The organism is Burkholderia anthina (assembly GCF_902498995.1).
Taxonomy (GTDB): domain Bacteria; phylum Pseudomonadota; class Gammaproteobacteria; order Burkholderiales; family Burkholderiaceae; genus Burkholderia; species Burkholderia anthina.
In genome coordinates this window covers 1-19,741 of record NZ_CABVLY010000022.1, presented here as the reverse complement: position 1 = coordinate 19,741, position 19,741 = coordinate 1, and the positions used below count along the sequence as shown (strand labels likewise).

General features: G+C 66.5%; 15 protein-coding genes. 4 read left to right on the top strand and 11 right to left on the bottom strand.

Annotated features, from left to right (window positions below):
* Positions 1-4: 4 nt before the first annotated feature.
* The 5 genes from hydA to BME24068_RS25085 form a co-directional block, all read right to left on the bottom strand.
* Complete coding sequence (hydA, locus tag BME24068_RS25105; RefSeq protein WP_096505834.1) at positions 5-1,462, bottom strand: dihydropyrimidinase; 1,458 nt, start codon at positions 1,460-1,462, stop codon at positions 5-7.
* A gap of 82 nt (positions 1,463-1,544) precedes the next feature.
* Positions 1,545-3,053, bottom strand: a complete 1,509-nt coding sequence (locus tag BME24068_RS25100) for an NCS1 family nucleobase:cation symporter-1 (protein ID WP_174927727.1) — start codon at positions 3,051-3,053, stop codon at positions 1,545-1,547.
* 99 nt (positions 3,054-3,152) lie between these two features.
* Positions 3,153-4,460, bottom strand: a complete 1,308-nt coding sequence (gene preA, locus BME24068_RS25095; RefSeq protein WP_096506094.1) for an NAD-dependent dihydropyrimidine dehydrogenase subunit PreA — start codon at positions 4,458-4,460, stop codon at positions 3,153-3,155.
* Positions 4,461-4,533: 73 nt separating this feature from the next.
* Complete coding sequence (locus BME24068_RS25090; protein WP_174927726.1) at positions 4,534-5,871, bottom strand: NAD(P)-dependent oxidoreductase; 1,338 nt, start codon at positions 5,869-5,871, stop codon at positions 4,534-4,536.
* A gap of 129 nt (positions 5,872-6,000) precedes the next feature.
* On the bottom strand, positions 6,001-7,281 hold the full coding sequence (locus BME24068_RS25085; protein WP_174927725.1) for a Zn-dependent hydrolase: 1,281 nt from the start codon (positions 7,279-7,281) through the stop codon (positions 6,001-6,003).
* A 364-nt stretch (positions 7,282-7,645) separates the two neighbouring features.
* Here BME24068_RS25085 and BME24068_RS25080 point away from each other — a divergent pair, with 364 nt between their 5' ends.
* Positions 7,646-8,338 (top strand): TetR/AcrR family transcriptional regulator, encoded by a 693-nt coding sequence (locus BME24068_RS25080; protein ID WP_096505826.1) that lies wholly within the window; start codon positions 7,646-7,648, stop codon positions 8,336-8,338.
* Positions 8,339-8,473: 135 nt separating this feature from the next.
* On the opposite strand, the gene BME24068_RS25075 is transcribed toward BME24068_RS25080, so the two are convergent.
* Genes BME24068_RS25075 through BME24068_RS25065 form a run of 3 tightly spaced genes read right to left on the bottom strand, consistent with a single transcriptional unit; the run spans position 8,474 to position 12,144 of the window.
* Entirely contained in the window at positions 8,474-9,664 is a 1,191-nt protein-coding gene (locus tag BME24068_RS25075) for an acetyl-CoA C-acetyltransferase (protein ID WP_096505824.1), read from the bottom strand.
* 18 nt (positions 9,665-9,682) lie between these two features.
* Positions 9,683-10,450, bottom strand: a complete 768-nt coding sequence (locus BME24068_RS25070) for a 3-hydroxyacyl-CoA dehydrogenase (protein WP_174927724.1) — start codon at positions 10,448-10,450, stop codon at positions 9,683-9,685.
* A 20-nt stretch (positions 10,451-10,470) separates the two neighbouring features.
* Positions 10,471-12,144, bottom strand: coding sequence for an acyl-CoA synthetase (locus BME24068_RS25065; protein WP_174927723.1), 1,674 nt, complete (start codon positions 12,142-12,144; stop codon positions 10,471-10,473).
* Between the two features lie 135 nt (positions 12,145-12,279).
* Here BME24068_RS25065 and BME24068_RS25060 point away from each other — a divergent pair, with 135 nt between their 5' ends.
* Positions 12,280-13,284: an AraC family transcriptional regulator gene (locus BME24068_RS25060; protein ID WP_174927722.1), complete on the top strand. Its 1,005-nt coding sequence runs from the start codon at positions 12,280-12,282 to the stop codon at positions 13,282-13,284.
* A 17-nt stretch (positions 13,285-13,301) separates the two neighbouring features.
* Here the strand turns inward: BME24068_RS25060 and BME24068_RS25055 are convergent, their stop codons facing one another.
* The 3 genes from BME24068_RS25055 to BME24068_RS25045 form a co-directional block, all read right to left on the bottom strand.
* Entirely contained in the window at positions 13,302-14,711 is a 1,410-nt protein-coding gene (locus BME24068_RS25055; RefSeq protein WP_174927721.1) for a purine-cytosine permease family protein, read from the bottom strand.
* 320 nt (positions 14,712-15,031) lie between these two features.
* Complete coding sequence (locus tag BME24068_RS25050; RefSeq protein WP_174927720.1) at positions 15,032-16,423, bottom strand: aspartate aminotransferase family protein; 1,392 nt, start codon at positions 16,421-16,423, stop codon at positions 15,032-15,034.
* A 109-nt stretch (positions 16,424-16,532) separates the two neighbouring features.
* Positions 16,533-18,038 (bottom strand): aldehyde dehydrogenase, encoded by a 1,506-nt coding sequence (locus BME24068_RS25045; protein WP_174927719.1) that lies wholly within the window; start codon positions 18,036-18,038, stop codon positions 16,533-16,535.
* A 383-nt stretch (positions 18,039-18,421) separates the two neighbouring features.
* On the opposite strand from BME24068_RS25045, the gene BME24068_RS25040 reads away from it, so the two are divergent.
* Both BME24068_RS25040 and BME24068_RS25035 read left to right on the top strand, forming a co-directional pair.
* Positions 18,422-19,021: a hypothetical protein gene (locus tag BME24068_RS25040; RefSeq protein WP_174927718.1), complete on the top strand. Its 600-nt coding sequence runs from the start codon at positions 18,422-18,424 to the stop codon at positions 19,019-19,021.
* A 110-nt stretch (positions 19,022-19,131) separates the two neighbouring features.
* Positions 19,132-19,515, top strand: coding sequence for a nuclear transport factor 2 family protein (locus BME24068_RS25035; protein WP_174927802.1), 384 nt, complete (start codon positions 19,132-19,134; stop codon positions 19,513-19,515).
* Positions 19,516-19,741 lie beyond the last annotated feature (226 nt).

The following is a 19,741-nucleotide window of genomic DNA, read 5'->3' as shown; positions in this document are numbered from 1 at the left end:
CCGCTTAGCCGGCCCGCTCGACCGGGTGCGGCTCGCGCAGCCGGTTCGCGATGCGCGCGGCCTCGTAGTAGCCGGCGGCAGGCGGCCGCTTCAGGTAGCGGCCGGCCCCGCGCTGCGCACGCAGCTCGCCGTCGGCCCACGCGAGCGCTCCACGCGTGAGCGTGTGCGTCGCGACGCCCTGCACCGTCATCCCTTCGAACACGTTGAAGTCGACCTGCTGGTGATGGGTCTTCACCGAGATCGTCTTCGTCGCGGCCGGATCCCACACGACCAGATCGGCGTCGGCCCCGACCTGCACGGCCCCCTTGCGCGGATACAGGTTGAAGATCTGCGCGGCATTGGTCGACGTGATCCGCACGAACTCGTTCGGCGTGATGCGGCCGTGGTTCACGCCGTGATGCCACAGCACCGACATGCGGTCCTCGACGCCGCCGCAGCCGTTCGGGATCTTCGTGAAGTCCTCGCGACCCATCGCCTTCTGCGATGCGCAGAACACGCAGTGATCGGTCGCCGTCGTATGCAGCTGCCCTGCCTGCAGCCCGCGCCACAGCGCCTCGCGATGTTCGGCCGAGCGGAACGGCGGGCTCATCACGTGCGCGGCCGCGCGCGTCCAGTCCGGATCGCGATACACCGCCTCGTCGATCACCAGATGGCCCGGCAGCACCTCGCCGAACACACGCAGTCCTTCGCTGCGCGCGCGAGAGATCGCATCGACCGCATCCTTCGCCGATACGTGCACGATATACACAGGCACGCCGAGCACTTGTGCAATGCGGATCGCACGGTTCGCGGCCTCGCCTTCGACCTCGGGCGGACGCGACAGCGGATGCGCTTCCGGCCCCGTCATCCCGCGCGCGAGCAGCGCCTTTTGCAGCTGGAACACGAGCTCGCCGTTTTCCGCGTGCACAGTCGGCAGCGCGCCGAGCTCGAGCGAACGCGAGAAGCTGTTCACGAGGATCTCGTCGTCGGCCATGATCGCGTTCTTGTACGCCATGAAGTGCTTGAAGCTCGACACGCCGTGCTCGCGCACGAGCGTGCCCATGTCGCGGTGCACCGATTCGTCCCACCACGTGACGGCCACATGGAAACCGTAATCGGCCGCCGCCTTCTCGGCCCAGCCGCGCCACTCGCGGAACGCATCCATCAGCGGCTGCTTCGGGCTCGGGATCACGAAGTCGATGATGCTCGTCGTGCCGCCCGACAGGCCGGCTGCCGTACCCGAGTAGAAATCGTCGCTCGCCGTCGTGCCCATGAACGGCAGTTCCATGTGCGTATGCGGATCGATGCCGCCCGGCATCACGTACTGGTCGTGCGCGTCGACGATGCTCGCGCCGGCCGGCGCGTCGATCTTCTCCGCGATCTGCAGGATCGTGCCGCCGTCCTGCGGGTCGGCACACAGGATGTCCGCACGATAGGTCCGGTCTGCATCGACCACGGTGCCGCCGCGAATCAGGATTGCCATTTCGTTGCCTCCTCGTTGACTGTCGGGTGCCGCATGCGGCGCCGATGCCGGATGTGTCCGCGCATCGGCTACATCGGGTGCATCAGGCGCTCGCGATCTGCGCGCGCTGTCCGGCGCGCCACTTCATCCAGGTGCCGTACACGCCGGACGCCAGCACGAGACCGACGAACCACGCATACGTGTAAAGCGTGTTGAAGAACGCCGGCACGTTCGCGAACGATGCCGGAAATGCCGTGTGCAGGAAGCCGGGCAGGTTCGGCAGCACGCCGACCGCGAGCGCGACCAGCGCGGCCGGGTTCCAGCCGCGCGTGTAGCTGAAGCCGCCGCGCTCGTCGAACAGCGCGCGCGTGTCGAGCCGCGTGCCGCGAATCAGGAAGTAGTCGACCATCAAAATCCCCGCGACCGGCCCGAGCAGCGCCGAATACCCGACGAGCCAGGTGAAGATGTAGCCGTCGGTCGTGGCGAGGATCTTCCACGGCATCATCACGATCGCGATCGTCGCGGTAATCAGGCCGCCCGTGCGATACGAGATCGCCTTCGGCCACAGGCTCGAGAAGTCGTACGCGGGGCCGACCAGGTTCGCCGCGAGGTTGCAGCACATCGTGTCGAGCGTGAGGATCACCAGCGCGATGCCGACGCCGATGCCGGTCATCCGGCTCGTCAGGTCGATCGGATCCCAGATCGCGTTGCCGTAGATCACCACGGTGGCCGACGTCACGACGACCGACACCACCGACAGCAGCGCCATCGGCAGCGGCAGCCCGATCGACTGTCCGATGATCTGGTCGCGCTGCGAATGCGCGAAGCGCGTGAAGTCGGGGATGTTCAGCGCGAGCGTCGCCCAGAAGCCGACCATCGCGGTCAGGCCAGGCCAGAACGTCGCCCAGAACAGCCCGGCCTTCTTGCCGCCCACCGCGAACTGCGACGGCGCCGACAGCATCGAGCCCACGCCGCCCGCCTGCGACGTCGCCCACCACACGAGCGCGACGCACATCACGACCTTGATCGGCGCGGACCAGCTTTCGAGCCAGCGGATCGAATCGGTGCCGTGCAGGATGAAGTAAAGCTGCAGCGCCCAGAACACCAGGAAGCATGCGAGCTGCCCGAGCGAAATGCCGGCGATCGGCAGCGCCGCGCCGTGCAGCGCGTTGCCGGTCAGGATGTTCAACAGCGTATAGATCGCGCTGCCGCCGAGCCAGGTCTGGATGCCGTACCAGCCGCACGCGACGATCGCGCGCAACAGCGCGGGCAGCTTCGCGCCCTGCGTGCCGAACGACGCGCGCACGAGCACCGCGTACGGAATCCCGTGCTTCGCGCCGGCATGACCGATCAGCAGCATCGGCGCGAGCACGATCAGGTTGCCGAGCAACACGGTCAGCACCGCCTGCCACGGCGACATGCCTTCCTGGATCAGCCCGGCCGCGAGCATGTACGACGCGATGTTCATCACCATCCCGACCCACAACGCCGCGAAGTGATACCACCGCCACGTGCGCTGCGCCGTCGTCGTCGGCGCCAGGTCGTCGTTGTACAGGCTGCCGGCCGGCGCCGCGGCGCTGTCGGAATCGGCGGGAATCGCTGCTGGTTTCATCGAGGGCGCTCCACGTAAACGTCAGCGCCGGCATCGCACGATGCCGGCCGAACAGAACACAAGCAGCGGCGCGGCCGGTGCCGCGCCGCCGGCCGCCGGTCAGGCCGCCTTCGCGTGCTTCTCCGGTTGCGCGGGGCTCGCGCCCGCATCCACGCGCGCCGGGTTGTTCGGATGCGTGGTCCAGTTCGCGTAGTCGCCCGCGTCGACACGCTCCATCGTGATGCATTGCTCGACCGGACACACATGCATGCAAAGATTGCACCCGACGCACGCCGCATCCACCACTTCGAAATGCCGCACGCCGTCCTTCTCGGCCGTGATCGCCTGGTGCGACGTGTCCTCGCACGCGATATGGCACAGCCCGCACTGGATGCAGCGGTCCTGGTCGATGCGCGCCTTGATGTCGTACTTCAGGTTCAGGTATTTCCAGTCGGTGACGTTCGGCACCGCGCGGCCGCGCACGTCGTCGAGCGTCGCGTAGCCCTTCTCGTCCATCCAGTTCGACAGTCCGTCCGCCAGATCCGTCACGATCCGGAAGCCGTAGTGCATCGCGGCGGTGCATACCTGCACGCTGCCGGCGCCCAGCACCATGAATTCGGCCGCGTCGCGCCACGACGAAATCCCGCCGATGCCGGAGATCGGCAGGTTCGGCGTTTCCGGGTCGCGCGCGATTTCCGCGACCATGTTCAGCGCGATCGGCTTGACCGCCGGACCGCAATAGCCGCCATGCGTGCCCTTGCCGTCGACGGTCGGCATCGGCGCCATCTGGTCGAGGTCCACCGCGACGATCGAGTTGATCGTGTTGATGAGCGACACGCCGTCCGCGCCGCCCTTGTACGCGGCGCGCGACCCCATCCGGATGTCGCTGATGTTCGGCGTGAGCTTCACGAGACACGGCAGCTTCGTGCCCTCCTTGACCCAGCGCGTGACCATCTCGACGTATTCCGGCACCTGCCCGACGGCCGCGCCCATCCCGCGCTCGCTCATCCCGTGCGGGCAGCCGAAGTTCAGTTCGACCGCATCGGCGCCCGTATCCTCGACCAGCGGCAGAATCCATTTCCAGTCGCGCTCGTTGCACGGCACCATCAGCGACACGATCAGCGCGCGGTCCGGCCAGTCGCGCTTCACCTGCGCGATCTCCTTCAGGTTCACGTCGAGCGGGCGATCGGTGATCAGCTCGATGTTGTTCAGCCCGGCGATCCGCTGCCCGTTCCACTGCACCGCGCCATAGCGCGAACTGACGTTGACGACGTGCGGATCGAGCCCGAGCGTCTTCCAGACGACGCCGCCCCAGCCGGCCTCGAATGCGCGGTTGACGTTGTACGCCTTGTCGGTCGGCGGCGCGGAGGCGAGCCAGAAGGGATTCGGCGAGGTGATGCCTGCGATGGTGCAGCGAAGGTCGGCCATGTTCGGCTCCGTGAGAATGGGGACGTTTATCGTGGCGCGCGTGACGTGCGCGCTGCCGTTGCGTATGCCGCGCTCACGCGGCCCTGGCGTCGCGCTGCGCGAGCGCCGCATCGATCGCGGCGGCCGCGTGCTTGCCGTCCTGCACGGCCTGTACCGTCAGATCGATGCCGCCCGTCGCCGCGCAGTCGCCGCCGGCCCAGACGTCGGGCAACGCCGTGCGGCCGTCGGCATCGACCGCGATGCGCGTGCCGTCCGCCGTCAGCAATGCAGCGTCGACGCCGTCCGGCACCAGCGTCTGGCCGATCGCCTTCAGCACCATGTCCGCGTCGACGGTGAAGCGCTCGCCGGACGCCGCCTCGAATTCGATGCCCGTCACGTGCCCGTCCGCGCCCGCGATACGCACCGGCTTCGCATGCGTGACCAGCGTGACGCCGCTTTTCTGCGCGAACTCGCGTTCGGCCCAGGTCGCGCTCATCGCCTCCACACCGCGCCGGTACACCATCGTCACGCGCTGCGCGCCGAGCTTGCGGCTCTGCACGGCTGCGTCGATCGCGGTATTGCCGCCGCCGATCACGACCACGCGCCGCCCGACCGGCACATTCTCCAAAGCGTCGGCCTGCCGCACCCGCTCGATGAAGTCGACCGCGTTCATCACGCCGTCCAGTTGTTCGCCGTCGATCGCGAGCGTACGCACGCCGCCCAGGCCCATCGCGAGAAACACCGCGTCGTGCCGCTCGCGCAGCGCGTCGAGCGTCACGTCGCGTCCGAGTGCGACGCCGGTCTCCAGCGTGATGCCGCCGACCGACAGCAGCCACTCGACTTCGCGCTGCGCGAAATCGTCGACGGTCTTGTATGCGGCGATCCCGTATTCGTTCAAGCCGCCCGCCTTCGGCCGCGCGTCGAACAGCGTGACGCGATGGCCGGCAAGCGCGAGCCGGTGCGCGCATGCAAGCCCGGCCGGCCCCGCACCGACCACGGCGACATGCCGCCCCGTATCGGGTGCGCGCGTGAAGCGTACCGCGCCGGTCGCCATCGCCCAGTCGGTCGCGTGCCGCTGCAGCGCGCCGATCGCAACCGGCTGCGCATCCTGATGATTGCGCACGCAGGCGCCTTCGCACAGGATCTCGGTCGGACAGACCCGCGCGCACATCCCGCCGAGCGGATTCGCCGACAGGATGTCCATCGCCGCCCCTTTCAGGTTGCCGTTGCCGATCTTGCGGATGAAGCTCGGGATGTCGATCTGCGTCGGGCACGCCTGCACGCAGGGCGCGTCGTAGCAGTAGTGGCAGCGGCTGGCAGCGGCCGCCGCGGCAGTCGGATCGAGCAGCGGCGCGATGTCGGCGAATTCGCACGAGAGTTGCGTGGACGACAGGCGATGCGCGGCGATATCGCCGGTTGGCTTGGTGGTCATACGCGTTCCTTCGACTGGGTGGAGACAAAGCCGTCCCCGCCGGCTGCGGATGCACAGTCGGGGCGGTTTTTATAAGGAATGCTACGGTCTGATGCCGGGCAGCCTCCTGGCTGCGTTACGTGCGATGCGTCATGAAGCCGGCTCGCATGCGCGCGACAGCATCGCGTGCAGCAGCACGTTCGCGCCGGACTCGATCCATGCAGGCGTCGCGTCCTCGATCTCGTTGTGGCTGATGCCGTCGACGCATGGCACGAACACCATCGACGTCGGCGCGACCTGCGCCAGATAGCATGCGTCGTGGCCCGCGCCCGACACGATGTCGCGATGCGAGTAGCCGAAGCGGTCGGCCGCGGCACGCACGGCCGCCACGCAGGCCGGATCGAATGCGACTGGCTCGTAGTAGAAAATCTGCTCGAGCTCGGTTTCGAGCCCGATATCGGCGGCGATGCGCGCGACGCCGTCGCGCAGCGCGGCGTCCATCCGCGCGAGCACGGCGTCGTCCGGATGCCGGAAATCGACGGTGAAGAACACGCGGCCCGGGATCACGTTGCGCGAGTTCGGGTGCACCTGCATCATGCCGACCGTCGCGCAGCCGAACGGCGCGTGATCGAGACCGATCCGGTTCACGAGATCGACCACGCGCGACGCGCCGAGCAACGCGTCGCGGCGACGCGGCATCGGCGTCGGGCCCGCATGCGCTTCCTGCCCGGTGAACGTGATCTCGTACCAGCGCTGCCCCTGCGCATCGGTCACGACGCCGATCGTCTTGCACTCCGCTTCGAGAATCGGCCCCTGCTCGATATGCAGCTCGAACGCCGCATGCAGCTTGCGCCCGCCGCACGGCACGTCGCCCGCATAGCCGATGCGGGCGAGTTCCTCGCCGATCGTCTTGCCGTCGACGTCCTTGCGCGACAGCCCGTATTCGAGCGGGAACACGCCCGCGAACACGCCCGATGCGACCATCGCCGGCGCGAAGCGCGATCCTTCTTCGTTGGTCCAGATCACGACCTCGACCGGATGCTCGGTCTCGATGCCGTGATCGTTCAGACTGCGAATCACTTCGAGACCGCCCAGCACGCCGTAGATGCCGTCGAACCGGCCGCCCGTCGGCTGCGAATCCGCGTGCGAGCCGGTGACGACCGGTGCCGCATCGGCCACGCGGCCCGCGCGGCGCATGAACACGTTGCCCATCGTATCGACCGTCACCGTGCAGCCGGCGGCCTTCGCCCAGCCGACGATCAGGTCGCGCCCTGCCTTATCGAGATCGGTCAGCGCGAGGCGGCAGACACCGCCCTTCGGCGTCGCGCCGATCTTCGCCACCTCCATCAGGCTGTCCCACAACCGCTTGCCGTCGACCTTGATCGACGTGTCGAATGCTGCCCGTTTCACTGTTTCCGATACCGCGTTCATTCGTATCGCTCCTGTGGGGTCGTCATGTCGTCATCCCGGTCGATGCCGGTGCACGCATTGCTTCTGTCGGGGCAAACCCGCACACGCAATGTGCATGTGCGCATCGTTCGCGTCATGCGTCCGATCGAGCGACGGAGACATTGGCACTCGATTCCGTCACGCGTCGAATCCTGTCCGATTGGACAGGTTTTAGACGATCAAAATGTGCAATGCAATGTCTTTCTTTCGCGGGTCTCGCCGAGCGAGAAACGTGCCACCGCATCGCAGCATGGCGCGCACTGCCGTGATGCAAGCGCGTGCGCTCAACGCAGACGAGCGGCTAGAATGAAGCCCAACGCGGCATGCACGCCGCGCGAGGGCAACGATGAGACATGACAAAGCGGGCGCCGAAGCGGCCGGCTCCGACGAAACGCACACGCCTTTGCGGCGACGCAAGGCACACATCCGCGAGTCCAACGAAGCGCATTTGCTCGCCTGTGCGGAAGCCGTATTCGCGGAGCGCGGGCTCGACGGCGCGAGCACCGCGATGATCGCCGAACGCGCGGGCCTGCCGAAGGCGAACCTGCATTACTACTTCCCGACCAAGCTCGCGCTGTATCGCCGCGTGCTCGACGATCTGTTCGAAGACTGGCACCACGCGGCCGGATCGTTCGAGGACGGCGACGATCCGGTGGAGGCGATCGCCAGCTACGTACGCGCGAAGATGGATCTGTCGCGCCGCCGCCCGCTCGGCTCGAAGGTGTGGGCCAACGAGATCATCCACGGTGCGACGCACATGCAGGACATCCTGTCGGAACGCGTGAAGCCGTGGTTCGACAAGCGCGTGGCCGTGGTCGAAGGCTGGATCGCGCGCGGCTTGCTCGCGCCGGTCGATGCGCACGCGTTGCTGTACCTCGTGTGGGCGACCACGCAGCACTATGCGGATTTCGATGCGCAAATCCGCGCGCTGAGCGGCAAGCGTGCGTTTACGCAGAAGGGGTTCGACGAGAAGACCGAGCAGGTCGTGCAGCTCGTGATCCGCGCATGCGGCGCGGTGTCGCCGAACGCGAACGCGTAACGCGCGCGCCATCCCCGAAAGACAAAACGGGCGGCGAGCACGACGCAGGAAGACCCTGCGCAATGCCCGCCGCCCGCGTCGCGATACGGCGTGCCGGCCGTATCGCGCACGATGCGTTGGCGTCGTGCGTTCGCGTCAGCCGATGCGTTCGATTGCGATCGCCGTCGCCTCGCCGCCGCCGATACACAGCGACGCGACGCCGCGCTTCTGACCATACGCTTCGAGCGCGGCCAGGAGCGTCACCATCACGCGCGCACCCGATGCGCCGATCGGATGTCCGAGCGCACACGCGCCGCCGTGCACGTTGACCTTGTCGTGCGGCAGGTCGAGATCGCGCATCGCGGCCATCGCGACCACCGCGAACGCTTCGTTGATCTCGAACAGGTCGACGTCGCGCAGGTTCCAGCCGGTTTTTTCCGACAGCTTGCGGATCGCGCCAATCGGCGCCGTCGCAAACAGGCCGGGCTTGTTCGCGTAGGTCGAATGCCCGACGATCACGGCTTTCGGCGTGAGACCGAGCCGTTCCGCTTCCGAGCGACGCATCATCACGAGCGCGGCCGCGCCGTCCGAAATCGACGACGAGTTCGCCGCCGTCACCGTACCGCCTTCGCGGAACGCCGGCCTGAGCGTCGGAATCTTGTCGAGCTTCGCGTTGCCCGGCTGCTCGTCGATCGACACGACGGCTTCCGTCTTGCCGGCCTTCACCGTCACCGGTGCGATCTCCGACACGAAACGCCCTTCCGCGATCGCGCGTTGCGCGCGCGTCAGCGACGTGATCGCGAACGCATCCTGCTCCTCGCGCGTGAACTGGTAGGCCTGCGCGCAATCCTCGGCGAAGGTGCCCATCAGCCGGCCCTTGTCGTATGCATCCTCGAGCCCGTCGAGGAACATGTGGTCGAGCACCTGGCCGTGCCCCATGCGCATCCCCGCACGCGCCTTCGGCAGCAGATACGGCGCATTCGACATGCTCTCCATCCCGCCCGCGACGGCGACGTCCGCCGAGCCGGCCAGCAGCAGGTCGTGCGCGAACATCGCGGCCTTCATCCCCGAGCCGCACATCTTGTTGACCGTCGTCGCGCCCGCGCCCAGCGGCAACCCGGCCTTCAGCGCGGCCTGCCGTGCGGGCGCCTGCCCCTGACCGGCCGGCAGCACGCAGCCGAACACGATTTCATCGATGCGCTCGGCCGGTACGTTCGCGCGCTCGAGTGCCGCGCGGATCGCCACCGCGCCGAGGTCGCTTGCGCTGGCAGCGGCCAGGTCGCCCTGGAAACCGCCCATCGGCGTGCGTGCCGCCCCAACGATTACGATCGGATCCTGTGTCGTCATGATTGATTTCCTCCAGTGTCAGCGCGGTGCCATGCGCAGCGCGCCATCGAGACGGATGACTTCGCCGTTCAGCATCGTATTCTCGGCGATGTGGCGCACCAGCGCCGCAAATTCGTCCGGGCGGCCGAGCCGCGGCGGGAACGGTACGCTCTTGCCGAGCGCATCCTGCACGTCCTGCGGCATGCCGCTCATCATCGGCGTCGCGAAAATGCCCGGCGCGATCGTCACCACGCGAATGCCGAACCGCGCGAGTTCGCGCGCGATCGGCAGCGTCATGCCCACCACGCCGCTCTTCGATGCCGCATAGGCGGCCTGTCCGATCTGCCCGTCGAACGCCGCGACCGACGCGGTATTGACGATCACGCCGCGCTCCCCTTCCGCGTTCGCGTCCTGCTTCGACATCGCGTCGGCCGCCAGCCGGATCATGTTGAACGTGCCGATCAGGTTGATCGACACCGCGCGCGCGAAGCGGTCGAGCGCATGCGGACCTTCGCGGCCGACCACTTTCTCGCCCGGCGCGACGCCCGCGCAATTCACGAGCGCATCGATCCGGCCGAACGCGTCGCGCGCGGCGGCGACGGCCGCCTGACCTTCTGCGTCGCTCGTCACGTCGGTCTTCACGAAGCGCGCGGCCGCGCCGAGTTCATGCGCGAGGCTCGCGCCGGTGTCTTCATTGACGTCCAGCAGCACCGCCTTGCCGCCTTCGGCGGCCACCATCCGCGCGACCGCGGCACCGAGGCCCGAACCGGCGCCCGTAATCAGAAAAACGCGATCCTTGATATTCATTCGCAGTCCGTATTCAGTATTCAGGATTGAACGGCCTTCTCGGCTTCCATCTTGCGCAGCACGAAGCGCTGGATCTTGCCGCTCGGGGTTTTCGGCAGCGCGTCGACGAAGTCGATCGCGCGCGGATAGGCGTGCGCGGACAGCCGCCGCTTCACGTGCTGACTCAGTTCGTCGGCCAGCGCGGGCGTGCCTTCGACGCCCTTCGACAGCACGACGTACGCCTTGACGATCTCCGTGCGCTCCGGGTCCGGCACGCCGATCACGGCGGCCTCGCTCACGGCAGGATGCTCGATCAGCGCGCTTTCCACGTCGAACGGGCCGATCCGGTAGCCGGACGACGTGATCACGTCATCCGCGCGGCCGATGAAGCTCACGGTGCCGTCCGGCTCCAGCTCGACGTTGTCGCCGGTCCGGTAGTAGCCGCCCGCGATCGCCGGCGTGTCCTGCTGCCAGTAGCCGTGGAACCACAGCAGCGGCGAGCGCGCGATGTCGATCGCGAGGTTGCCGGGCTCGCCGGGGCCGAGCTCGCGGCCTGCATCGTCGAGCACCGCGACACGGTAGCCGGGCATCGCGAAGCCGGCCGAACCGGCGTGGACGACGTGCGCGAGCCCGTGATGATTGTTCACGACCATCCCGAGTTCGGTCTGGCCGTAGTGGTCGTAGATCGGCGCGCCGAGCGCCGCGTCGAACCAGCGCACGACTTCCGGATTCAGCGGCTCGCCCGCGCTGCTGACCACGCGCAGCGCCCCTTTCAGGCGCGCCGCCGCGTCGGTGCCGGCCGCCATCAGCATCCGGTACGCGGTCGGCGAGCCGGCGAGGCTCGTGATGCCGAGCCGTTCGATCACGTCGTAGGTGCTGTCGACGGTGAAGCCGCCTTCGTACAGCGTCGTCGCATGGCCGAGCAGCAGCGGGCCGGTGATCGCGTAATAAAGACCGTAGGCCCAGCCCGGATCGGCGATATTCCAGAAGCGGTCGCCTTCGCGCAGGTCGACCGCATCGCGCATGTACGCGCCGAACGCGAGCAGCCCGCGCAGCGGCACCGGCACGCCCTTCGGCAAGCCCGTCGTGCCCGACGTCGACATCATCATGAACAGGTCGGCGCCCTTGCGCAGCACCGGTTCGAACGTGTCGGACTGCGCATCCAGCGCCGCGCGGAAATCGATGTCGCCGGCCGGCAGCGCGTCGCCGGGCTCGCGCACCGTCGCGACCCGGGGACAATCGGCGATCTCGTCGAGCTTCGCGCGATTCGCGACGTTGGTCACGACCAGCCGCGCATCGCTCATGCGCAGCCGGTGCTCGATCGCCTTCGGGCCGAATGCGGTGAACAGCGGCTGATAGACGGCGCCCGCGCGCCACGTGCCGAGAATCGTCGCGACGAGCTCGGGCGTACGCGGCAACAGGCCGGCCACCACGTCGCCCGGCTTCACGCCCTGCGCGACCAGCAGGTTCGCGACGCGCGCCGACAGCGCCTGCATCTGCACAAACGTGAAACTGCGGTGCTGGCCGCCGGCGTCGATCCAGTCGAGCGCGATCGCGTTCGCGTCCGCCGCCGCATGCCGGTCGCAGCATTCGACGCATGCGTTCAGGCCCCGCTCCAGGTCGCCGTGCAACTGCGTTGCGGCGGTCTCGATACGGAAGCCGGCCACGGCATCGGCGTAGGCCGGCACCACCCGGGCGTTTGCTCCATCACGCATGCGTGTCTCCTGTTCGTTATGACCGTCGGCGAACCGGCGGTATATCGATGATGGTAGACAGCCGTCACATTGCAATCAATGACAAACAGAATCTAGAATCGTGATCGCTTTTGCCATGTCAGGAGGGCACGAAAAATGGGGCCGCAGATGATCTCGCCGGATTTCGTCGACGATGCACTCGAGAGCCTGCGCCGGCAACGGATTCCGGTCGGCCCCGTGCTGCGCGCCGCGGGCTTGCCGGACACCGTGCGCGAGCCCGTCACGCCGCAACAGTACGGCCGGCTGTGGCTCGCGATCGCCGGCACGATCGACGACGAATTCTTCGGCCTCGCCGCCCGCCCGATGCGGCGTGGCAGCTTCACGCTGCTCTGCCATGCCGTACTGCATGCGGGCACGCTCGAGAAGGCGCTGCGGCGCGCACTGCAGTTCCTGCGTGTGGTGCTCGACGAGCCGCGCGGCGAACTCGTCGTCGCCGACGGGCAGGCGCAGATCGTCCTGACGCAGTCGGGCGCACCGTATTCGGCGTTCGCTTACCGGACGTTCTGGCTGATCCTGCTCGGCGTCGCGTGCTGGCTGATCGGGCGCCGCATTCCGCTGCAGCGCATCGATTTCGCATGCCCGAGCCCCGATCAGCGCAGCGATTACCACCAGTTCTTCGGCGTGCCGGTGCATTTCGACCGCCCCGACAGCCGGCTCGCCTTCAACGCCGCATACCTCGCGCTGCCGACGATCCGCTCCGCGCAGGCGCTGAGGACGTTCCTGCGCGGCGCGCCCGGCAATCTGCTGGTCCGCTACCGGCACGACACCGGCTGGGTCGCGAAGACGCGCGCGCACCTGAAGGCGCGGCCGGCCGCCGAGTGGCCGGATTTCGATACGCTGGCCGTCCGCCTCGGCACGACGCCCGCGACGCTGCGTCGACGTTTGCGCAGCGAGGGGCAGAGCTTCGCGTCGATCAAGGACGAACTGCGTGGCGCGCTCGCCCAGTCGCTGCTGCGCGGGCACACGCTCAGTGTCGCGGAAATCGCGGCCGAGCTCGGTTTCACCGAGCCCAGCGCGTTTCATCGTGCGTTCCGGAAATGGACGGGCACGAGCCCGGGCGCGTTTCGCCGCGACGTCAATGCGGCGCAGCAGGAGCATTGACGCCCGGCGCTGCGCGGTCAGCGCGACATGCCGTCGATGCTCGGCGCAACGTCATGCATCGGTCGCGAGAACAGCTTGCACCCCGCGTAGTAGACGAGCGACGTCAACGACAACCCGACGATCCACGAGATGTCCGCACCGCCCAGCCGGTTTGCCAGCTCCCCGGTATAGAGATCGGTCGCCATGAACGGCGCCTGCGCAACGATGCCGATCAAATACGACCCGACCGCGATCGCGTTGAAGCGCCCGTAGATGCCGCCGTCCTGCCGGAAGAACGAATCGACGTCGTATTCGCCGTGGCAGACGAGGTAGTAATCGACGAGATTGATCGCCGTCCACGGCACGAGCACGTACAGCAGCAGCAGGATGAAGTTCGTATAGCCGGCCAGGAAATTGTTCTGCCCGAACAGCGCGATCGCGAGCGCGACGCAGCACAGCACGATCGCCGTGATCGCCCGTGCGCGGGCCCGGCCCGACCACGACGGAAAGAGCGTCTGCAATACGGTGATCGCCGACAGCGCGCCGCAATACAGCTCCATCGCGTTGCTGGCCGCGATGCCGAACGACAGCACGACGATCACGAGCACGCTGATGCCCTGCGTGAGGCCCGTGAGGCCGTTCACGACGTTGCCGTCGGGCGTGGCGAGGCCCACCAGGCAGCCGAGCAGCATCGGGAAGAACGAGCCGAGCACGCAGCCCCAGTAGCTCGACCAGAACGCCGTGCGCGGCCCCGTATCCGGCGGCAGATAGCGCGAGTAGTCGGACACGTACGGCGCATACGCGATCTGCCACAGCGCGGCCACCGACATCGAACCGAGAAAGCCCGACAGGTTCAGCGAATGCTTCGAAAACGTATCGCCCGGCAGTCCGTGCACGAAGATGATCCACACGAATGCAAGCACGAGCACGGTGCCCGAACACCAGCTCAGCAGCCGTGCATACGCGTGGATCAGCTTGTACCCGTAGATCGATCCGAGCAGGCTGATCAGGCCAATCGCCACCACACCGGCGTCGAGCGGGATCCCTAGGCTGAGGCTGTGCAGCGCCTGCCCGCCGAACACGCAGTTCGACGCGAAGAAGCCGACGTACATCACGACGACCAGCGCGACCACCAGCAACGCACCGAACGAACCGAACTGCCCTCGCGTCTGGATCATCTGCGGCACGCCGAGCTGCGGCCCCTGCGCGGAGTGCAGCGCCATGAAGATCGCGCCGATCAGGCTGCCGAGGAGCGTCGCGAGCGCCGCCCACCAGAATGGCTGCTTGAACACCGTCGTCGCGAGCGACCCGGTGACGATCGTCAGCATCATGATGTTCGAACCGAACCAGATCGTGAACAGGTCCTTCGCGCTGCCGTGCCGCTCGGTCAGCGGAATCTGCTGGATCGTGCTTTCCTCGAGATGAGCAATGGACTCGCCCTGACTCATTTCGTCTCCTTGTCTCTGTTGTGATGTTCGTTGGCTTGCGCGGGATCGGGGCAAGTCAGTTGCACGAGCAACGGAGGCGTTCTTCTGCATGCACGGGAAACGCTGCCTTCATGCATGGAATATTCAATTCGTATTCCTACATGACATCCAGAAAACGACCCAGCGCCGATGTGCTTGCTACCCTCGGTCGATCCGATCGGGTTCGCTCCGGATCGCCACTTGCCGAATCACACGCAATCGTGCGAGCCGCGGAAGCGGCATCCGTCGCGAGGCGCGACTCCGCTCGTCCCGCATCGAGCGGAGTCGCGCCACGCAACCGGTCAGCAGTCGATCCCGAGTACTTCCCTGGCGGTTGCATCCACGGCCTTGCGCATCGTGCCGACCAGTTCGTCGATTTGCGCATGGTCGATCACGAGCGGCGGCGCAACGATCAGCCGGCCGTTCGTCGAACGCACGATCGCGCCGAGTTCGAACCCGACCGTCCGGCTGTGCCAGGTCAGATCGGCCTCGTTCGCGAAACGCTCGCGTGTCGCCTTGTTCTTCGCGAACTGGATGGCACCGACCGCGCCCACGCCCTGGATTTCGCCGACGAGCGGATGATCGTCGAACGCATCGCGCAACGCCTGCTGCAGGTACGGGCCCGTATCCGTCTTCGTCCGCTCGACGAGACGCTCGCGCTCGAGCACGTCGAGGTTGGCCAGCGCGACGGCGGCCGCGACCGGATGCCCCGAATAGGTCAGCCCGTGCGCATAGACGCCGCCCTTCTCGACCAGCGCATCGCCGACGCGCCGGCTCATGATCAGGCCGCCCATCGGCACATAGCCCGACGTCAGCCCCTTCGCCATGCAGATCAGATCCGGCTCGAAGCCGAAGTGGCGATGTGCGAACCATTCGCCGGTACGGCCAAAGCCGCCGATCACCTCGTCCGCGCACAGCAGCACGTCGTATTGACGGCAGATGCGTTCGATCTCCTGCCAGTAGCCGTCCGGCGGGAAGATCATGCCGCCCGCGCCCTGGAACGGCTCCGCGACGAACGCGGCGACACGATCCGCGCCGATCTCGAGGATCTTGCGTTCGAGCGACAGCGCCGCCTGCTTGCCGAATGCCTCGGGGCTCAGGTCGCCGCCGTTCGCGTACCAGTACGGCTCGTCGACGTGCGTGATGTTCGGAATCGGCAAGTCGCCCATCTCGTGCATGAACGCCATGCCGCCCAGCGACGCGCTGCCGACCGTCGAGCCGTGATAACCGTTCACACGGCCGATCAGCACCTTCTTCTCCGGCTTGCCCATCACGTCCCAGAAGCGGCGCACGGTGCGAATCAGCACCTCATTCGATTCGGAACCCGAATTGGTGTAGACGACATGGCTGAAACGATTGCCGAGCAGTGCAAAGAGCCGCTCCGACAGTTCGATCACCGACGGATGCGTCGTATGAAAGAACATGTTGTAGTACGACAGTTCCTTCATCTGCCGCGCGGCCGCGTCGATCAGCTCCGGCCGGCCATAGCCGACGTTGGTGCACCACAACCCCGACATCCCGTCGAGATAGCGGTTGCCGTCGTTGTCCCACAGGTAGACGCCTTCGCCGCGCACCATCACGCGCGCGCCTTCCTGGTTCAGCGCCTTCTGGTCGACGAATGCATGCAGGTGATGCGCGGCGTCGCTGCGTTGATAGTCCTGGGTCGTGCGATGCGGAAAGTTGGGCGCATTCATGTGCGAGTCTCCGGTTTCGTTGTGTGAAGCAAGGGGCAGGTGCGCTGCCGGTGCGGCAGGCTTCGTCTGCACGGCAGCGGTGCGAGGTGATGCGGGTCGCCGCACCGGATCAGTAACTGATCCAGGTCGTCTTGAGTCCCGTGTACTTGTCGATGGCATGCAGCGACAAGTCGCGACCGAAACCCGACTGGCGAAACCCGCCGAATGGCGTCTGCGCGCTCAACGCGTCGACGGTATTGACGGACACGGTGCCGGCACGCAGGCGGCCCGACACGCGATGCGCGCGCGACAGGCTGCCGGTCCACACCGACGCGGCAAGCCCGTAGATCGAGTCGTTCGCGAGACGGACCGCCTCATCCTCGGTATCGAACGGAAGCACCGACAGGACGGGCCCGAAGATCTCGTCGCGCGCGATCGGGTCGCCATGCTTCACGTCGATGAAGATCGTCGGCTCGACGAAGTAGCCTTTGCCATCGATACGCGGCGCGCCTCCGCCGATCGCGAGCGTGGCGCTCTTGCGGCCGCGCTCGATCCAGTCGCACACGCGACGATGCTGGTGTTCGTCGACGATCGCGCCCATGCCGCTCGCCGGATCCAGCGGATCGCCCGGCATGAACGCGGCGGCATGCGCAATCAGTCGATCGACGAACGCATCGTGAATCGAGCGCTGTACCAGCAGCCGCGAATTCGCGGAGCACACTTCGCCCTGGTTGAAGAAGATGCCGAAGCAGGCCTTGCGGGCCGCAAGATCGAGATCGTCCGTATCGTCGAAGACCAGATTCGGGCTCTTGCCGCCGCATTCCAGCCATACCTGCTTCATGTTCGACTGCGCGGCGTACTCGAGGAATTTCTTGCCCACGGCCGTCGATCCCGTGAACGCGAGCACGTCGACGTCGGGATGCAGGCCAAGCGCCCGCCCGGCGGTCTCGCCGTATCCCGGCACGACGTTCAGGACACCCGGCGGCAAGCCGGCCTCGAGCGCGAGTTCCGCGAGACGCAGCGCGGACAACGGCGATTGTTCGGCGGGCTTCAGCACGACGCTGTTGCCGGCCGCCAGCGCCGGCGCCACCTTCCACGCGACCATGTCGAGCGGGAAATTCCACGGCACCACCGCACCGACGACACCGAGCGGCTCGCGCGTGACGATCGCGAGGTTGCCGGGATCGGTGGAAGCGACCTCGCCGTTCAGCTTGTCGACGGCTTCGCCGTACCAGCTGAAGAGCCCTGCAGCAGCCGGCACGTCGATGCTGATCGCATCCGCGACGCGCTTGCCCATGTTCAGAGAATCGAGCAGCGCGAGCTCCGCGCCATGCGCGACGATCAGTTCGCCAAGCCGGCACAGCACACGCTTGCGTTCGGCCGGCGCGCAACGCGACCACACGCCCGATTCGAATGCTTCGCGGGCCGCGCGCACGGCATCGTCGATATCCGCTGCGTCGCACGACGCGACTTCCGCGATGACGGCTTCCGTGGCCGGATTGATTGCGGCGAACGTATGGCCGCTTCGGGCTGGCACGTTGCGGCCGGCGATATGCGCGAGCGTTCGTGGCGCAATCTGCGCGGCGAGTTGTCTCCAGTCCGCATGCCGATAGTTTTCTGTTGAAGTTGGGTTCATTCGAGACTCCGTTGTGACGACCAGACGTTTGTGCGTTGTTCTCCGCCTGGACTCGACCCGACGAAAGACGCCAGCGGGCACGACCGATGCCGCTGACCGCCGTGAATCGCGGCAGTCATCCGGTTGTCAAACTGTCGGTCATCAAAAAGAGATCTGAAAGAACAGTTTTTCTTCTCATTGAAGAGGTTATTTCTATTCACTCGACCGTCGTGCAGTCGGTTTTCCTGTGACTTCGCGATCGTTGGGTGGTTTGTTTGGATTCGATCGTTTCGAGGTTCGACGGCGATGGACGGCGCGACTCGCGGCGCCGAATAGCGGTGCGGCGTTGCACATCGTCCGGTCCGACCACATACTGGTCAGCCCATACGAACAAGGCTGCTTCGATGGTGACCGTCGATCAGGATGCTGCTTCGGTGCTGGGTGTGATCGGATCTGCCGTGTCCCTGCTGGCAGCGATTCCGTACGCGCTCGCGATCTATCGGCGCACCGTCCGTCCGCATCTGTTCACGTGGCTCGTCTGGTCGGTCGTCACCGCGATCGCGGCCGCCGGCCAGTTCGTTGCGGGTGCCGGTCCTTCGGCATGGTGTACGGCAGCGATCGCCGTCACCTGTTTCCTGACCTTCGTCGCGAGCATTTTTCGAGGCGAGCGCGGCTGGACGCGCATCGACTGGGTTTTTCTGTGCGCGGCGTTGTCGGCGATTCCGCTCTGGATGCTGACCGACGACCCGACGATCTCGATCTGTCTCGTCACGCTGATCGAGCTTGCCGGCCTCGGCCCGACCGTGCGCAAGACGCTGCACGATCCGTGGAGCGAGAGTCTCGCGTATTTCGCGCTGTGCGTGCTCAAGTACGCGTTGGCGTTGCTGGCGCTAAGCAGGTGGAATGTCGCGGTCGCGTTCTATCCATCGGTCAACATCATCGCGTCGATCGGCATCTGCACGCTGATGATCGTCCGGCGCCAGGCGCTGCCGAAAGCGGAGTAACGTCTGTCGGGTAACCGTGATGCCGGCATGCCCGCAACGTGTGAGTCGCCGCGAGAACCGTGCGACCATGCATGGCGCCATGCTTCTTCGAAATGATGTGGGGCCGCGATATGGATGCCGTTCGGGATACAGTCCGTGCAGTGATCGAACCGTATGAAGCCGCACTTCGCGCGGCCATGCTGACCAACGACGCCGAGGTACTCGACACGTTACTGGATGACGATTTGATCTTCACCGTTCCGAGCGGGGTGATCATTTCGAAGAACGACGACCTGTCCGCGCACCGGGCGAAGCTGCTGCATCTCGACGCACTGGATATCCAGGAAATGCGGGCGGATGCGATCGGAGAGCTGATCCTGACGACGACAAGAGCAATGCTTGCAGGTCGTTTCGACGGCACCGCCTTCAGCGGTACGTTTGCCTATACGCGCTTGTGGCGCCGGTCGGGGAGCAGTTGGCGTGTCGTCGCTGGATATGCATCGCAGATCGGGTGAACTGCGATATGCAGGCGAATCGCTGAAGGATGGAGTTCAAAGGTGAGTCGGCGTCGCGGCCGGCTCGCACCGACATACGATCGACCAGCCAAAGCAATCTGCCACTGCCCGCTCGCATTTCCGTCGCGCAAATGCAAAAACCCCCGCCTTTCGGGCGGGGGTTCTCGGCTTAGGGAGCCTGACGATTACCTACTTTCACACGGGTATCCGCACTATCATCGGCGTA

Coding starts and splice junctions, on each gene's coding strand:
- BME24068_RS25090 (WP_174927726.1), bottom strand. CDS start 5,871: ATGACCACCAAGCCAACCGGCGATATCGCCGCGCATCGCCTGTCGTCC.
- BME24068_RS25065 (WP_174927723.1), bottom strand. CDS start 12,144: ATGCGTGATGGAGCAAACGCCCGGGTGGTGCCGGCCTACGCCGATGCC.
- BME24068_RS25045 (WP_174927719.1), bottom strand. CDS start 18,038: ATGAACCCAACTTCAACAGAAAACTATCGGCATGCGGACTGGAGACAA.
- BME24068_RS25040 (WP_174927718.1), top strand. CDS start 18,422: ATGGTGACCGTCGATCAGGATGCTGCTTCGGTGCTGGGTGTGATCGGA.
- BME24068_RS25060 (WP_174927722.1), top strand. CDS start 12,280: ATGGGGCCGCAGATGATCTCGCCGGATTTCGTCGACGATGCACTCGAG.
- BME24068_RS25100 (WP_174927727.1), bottom strand. CDS start 3,053: ATGAAACCAGCAGCGATTCCCGCCGATTCCGACAGCGCCGCGGCGCCG.
- BME24068_RS25050 (WP_174927720.1), bottom strand. CDS start 16,423: ATGAATGCGCCCAACTTTCCGCATCGCACGACCCAGGACTATCAACGC.
- BME24068_RS25080 (WP_096505826.1), top strand. CDS start 7,646: ATGAGACATGACAAAGCGGGCGCCGAAGCGGCCGGCTCCGACGAAACG.
- BME24068_RS25070 (WP_174927724.1), bottom strand. CDS start 10,450: ATGAATATCAAGGATCGCGTTTTTCTGATTACGGGCGCCGGTTCGGGC.
- BME24068_RS25075 (WP_096505824.1), bottom strand. CDS start 9,664: ATGACGACACAGGATCCGATCGTAATCGTTGGGGCGGCACGCACGCCG.
- preA (WP_096506094.1), bottom strand. CDS start 4,460: ATGGCCGACCTTCGCTGCACCATCGCAGGCATCACCTCGCCGAATCCC.
- BME24068_RS25035 (WP_174927802.1), top strand. CDS start 19,132: ATGGATGCCGTTCGGGATACAGTCCGTGCAGTGATCGAACCGTATGAA.
- hydA (WP_096505834.1), bottom strand. CDS start 1,462: ATGGCAATCCTGATTCGCGGCGGCACCGTGGTCGATGCAGACCGGACC.
- BME24068_RS25085 (WP_174927725.1), bottom strand. CDS start 7,281: ATGAACGCGGTATCGGAAACAGTGAAACGGGCAGCATTCGACACGTCG.
- BME24068_RS25055 (WP_174927721.1), bottom strand. CDS start 14,711: ATGAGTCAGGGCGAGTCCATTGCTCATCTCGAGGAAAGCACGATCCAG.